At 32.0% G+C, this 3,110-nt stretch carries 3 protein-coding genes; 2 read left to right on the top strand and 1 reads right to left on the bottom strand.

From position 1 onward, the window contains the following. Nucleotides 1-171: 171 nt before the first annotated feature. Entirely contained in the window at nucleotides 172-1,542 is a 1,371-nt protein-coding gene (locus tag HMPREF2561_RS07025; RefSeq protein WP_070468583.1) for a MocR-like pyridoxine biosynthesis transcription factor PdxR, read from the bottom strand. 95 nt (nucleotides 1,543-1,637) lie between these two features. Between HMPREF2561_RS07025 and pdxS the strand changes: the two genes are divergently transcribed. Together pdxS and pdxT are read left to right on the top strand one after the other, a co-directional pair. Continuing rightward, nucleotides 1,638-2,525 carry a pyridoxal 5'-phosphate synthase lyase subunit PdxS gene (pdxS, locus tag HMPREF2561_RS07020; RefSeq protein WP_017175298.1) on the top strand — a complete coding sequence of 296 codons (888 nt, stop codon included), beginning with the start codon at nucleotides 1,638-1,640 and terminating at the stop codon, nucleotides 2,523-2,525. A gap of 3 nt (nucleotides 2,526-2,528) precedes the next feature. Further along, nucleotides 2,529-3,083, top strand: coding sequence for a pyridoxal 5'-phosphate synthase glutaminase subunit PdxT (gene pdxT, locus HMPREF2561_RS07015; protein WP_017175299.1), 555 nt, complete (start codon nucleotides 2,529-2,531; stop codon nucleotides 3,081-3,083). The last annotated feature ends 27 nt before the right edge of the window (nucleotides 3,084-3,110 follow it).

The raw sequence follows: 3,110 nt of genomic DNA, 5'->3' as shown, positions 1-3,110 counted from the left end.
ATATTGAGACCGTGAGGTCTCTTTTTTTATTTTAAAATATATATCTATATATAACTAATTAAAAGATGACTAAATGAATATACACTAAGGATTGCTAGCATAGTGACTTCTTAAAAAAGTTCACGTTCAATGACTACCAATCCAAAATGAGTCAGAACTTATTTCTTCTATTTAAACAGTAAGTGCTTTAATAAGCGCATTAACATGCTTCTCTAATTTTTCTTCTGGGATACCTCCAAAGCCAATTAAGAAAGTAGGAGGTTGTGCTTTTTTGTTGCTATAAGGATAAGGCGTTAATTTAAGATTGCATTTTTTCGTTCTTTTTATGCATTCATTTAATGTTAAATTATTTTTAACTACAAGTGTGAAGTGCATTCCTGTTAGTGCGCCTTCAATTTTCAATTGTCCTTTATATGGTGTTAGTTTTTCTAAAATAAAAGTTAATTTATTTTTATATATTCTTCTCATTTTATTAAGATGACGTTCAAAGCTACCAGTTGCCATAAATTGTGCTACCATATGTTGTAGATGTACAGGCACAGTATTGCTTTCAACGTATTTCATCTCTCGGAATAATTTTAGCAGTTTATTTGGTAAGACAATGTATGCCATACGACAACTTGGATAAAGCGATTTCGAAAATGTACTAATATATATTACTTTTTGTTTTTTATCTAAATTCTGTAATGCTGGAATAGGTTTTCCGAAATATCTAAATTCTGAATCATAATCATCTTCAATAATATATCGTTCTTTCTTTTGTTGTGCCCATTTTATAAGTTGTGTGCGCTTCTTTAAACTCATCACATATCCTGTTGGAAATTGATGAGATGGTGTGATATATAAAATATCATTATTTTTTTGGAAGACTTCATCGATATTAATTCCATCTTTTTCTACTCTAGCTTGTGTATAACTTATTCTATGCTTATCCAGTACATGTTTAATTGGTGGATAACTAGGTTGTTCTATAATAAATGATGAATCTTTTAATAAATCAGTGACCATATTTAATAATTGTTCAGTTGAAGAGCCAATTATGATTTGATCTGGATGACAAGATACTCCTCTACTATTAAATAAATAATGAGAAATTTGCTGTCTTAAGTTAAATTCTCCCTGAACGCTTCCTTTACTCAAAAGGGCAAGTTGATCTTCTTCAAATACTTCTTTAGCATACCTTTTAAATAAATGGCTAGGAAAATGTTCAGCATCAATTTCAGCTAAATTGAATTGATACTGATACGTATTTTTCTGTGTAGTCTTATCAGTTTCTAATATATCACTTATTTCAGGATAACTATTTGTTACTGGTAATGATTGAATTTCTGAAACATAATAACCTGAACGTGGTTTTGAGTATATAAATCCTTCATCTAAAAGTAACTGATAGGCATGCTCAATTGTAGTATGACTAAGTGATAAATGTTGACTCAACTGTCTTTTAGATGGAAATTTATCGTTTGATTCATATACACCTTCAATAATTTGTTTTTTTAGCTTTTCATATAAAGAAATATATAATGATTTTTTCTTCATCATAAATCTGACCCCTAATTTTTTATTAAAATTGTACCTTTTTAAACATCAGTTTATATTTTAAAATGGATTTAATCAATTGAAAAGGGGTTTTATAAATGTCTAAAATTGTAGGATCTGAAAGAGTTAAACGCGGTATGGCTGAAATGCAAAAAGGCGGCGTCATTATGGATGTTGTGAATGCTGAACAAGCTAGAATCGCAGAGGAAGCTGGAGCAGTAGCAGTTATGGCCTTAGAACGCGTACCATCTGATATTAGAGCAGCTGGTGGTGTAGCACGTAGTGCCAATCCTAAAATTGTTGAAGAAGTAATGAATGCTGTTTCAATTCCAGTAATGGCTAAAGCACGTATTGGTCATATTACAGAAGCACGTGTATTAGAAGCTATGGGTGTAGACTATATTGATGAATCTGAAGTTCTTACTCCTGCAGATGAAGAATTTCATTTAAGAAAAGATCAATTTACTGTACCATTTGTTTGTGGTTGCCGTAATTTAGGTGAAGCAGCACGACGTATTGGCGAAGGTGCAGCGATGTTACGTACTAAAGGAGAACCTGGAACAGGTAATATTGTAGAAGCTGTACGTCACATGAGAAAAGTTAATTCTGAGGTTAGTCGTCTAACTGTAATGAATGACGATGAAATTATGACTTATGCCAAAGAATTAGGTGCACCATATAATGTATTAAAACAAATTAAAGAAGAAGGTCGTTTACCAGTAGTAAACTTTGCAGCGGGTGGTGTAGCAACACCTCAAGATGCTGCCTTAATGATGGAATTAGGTGCTGATGGGGTATTTGTGGGTTCAGGTATTTTTAAATCTGAAGCTCCAGAAAAATTTGCAAAAGCTATTGTTCAAGCTACAACTCATTATCAAGATTATGAATTAATTGGAAAATTAGCAGCTGAATTAGGAACTGCAATGAAAGGTTTAGATATAAATAAAATCTCATTAGAAGAACGTATGCAAGAGCGTGGTTGGTAATTTATGAAGATTGGTGTATTAGCGTTACAAGGTGCAGTACGTGAACATATTCGTCACATTGAATTAAGTGGTCACGAAGGTATAGCAGTTAAGAAAGTTGAACAATTAGATGAAATTGATGGTCTTATTCTCCCTGGTGGTGAATCTACAACTTTAAGAAGACTTATGGATTTATATGGCTTTAAAGAAAAATTACAACAATCTGATTTACCAATGTTTGGAACTTGCGCAGGTCTTATTGTGCTTGCAAAAGATGTAGAAGGTGAGACAGGATATCTAAAAAAATTAGATATTACTGTTGCGCGTAATTCCTTTGGTAGACAAGTAGATAGTTTTGAAGCTGAGTTAGATGTTAAAGGTATTGCAAAAGATATAGAAGGTGTCTTTATAAGAGCACCACATATTGTTAGTGTAGAAAATAATGTAGAAATATTAAGTTCTATTAGTGATAAAATAGTAGCTGTTAAGCAAGGGAAATACCTAGGTGTGTCTTTCCATCCAGAATTAACAGATGATTATCGTATAACTCAGTATTTTATTGAACATATAGTTAAATAAAAAGAGTCCGGGACATAAAGTATCTAG

Source organism: Staphylococcus sp. HMSC069E10, from assembly GCF_001809205.1.
Lineage (GTDB): Bacteria > Bacillota > Bacilli > Staphylococcales > Staphylococcaceae > Staphylococcus > Staphylococcus hominis.
Note: the sequence above shows the minus strand (reverse complement) of the source record. Positions and strands in the feature narration are given on the sequence as shown.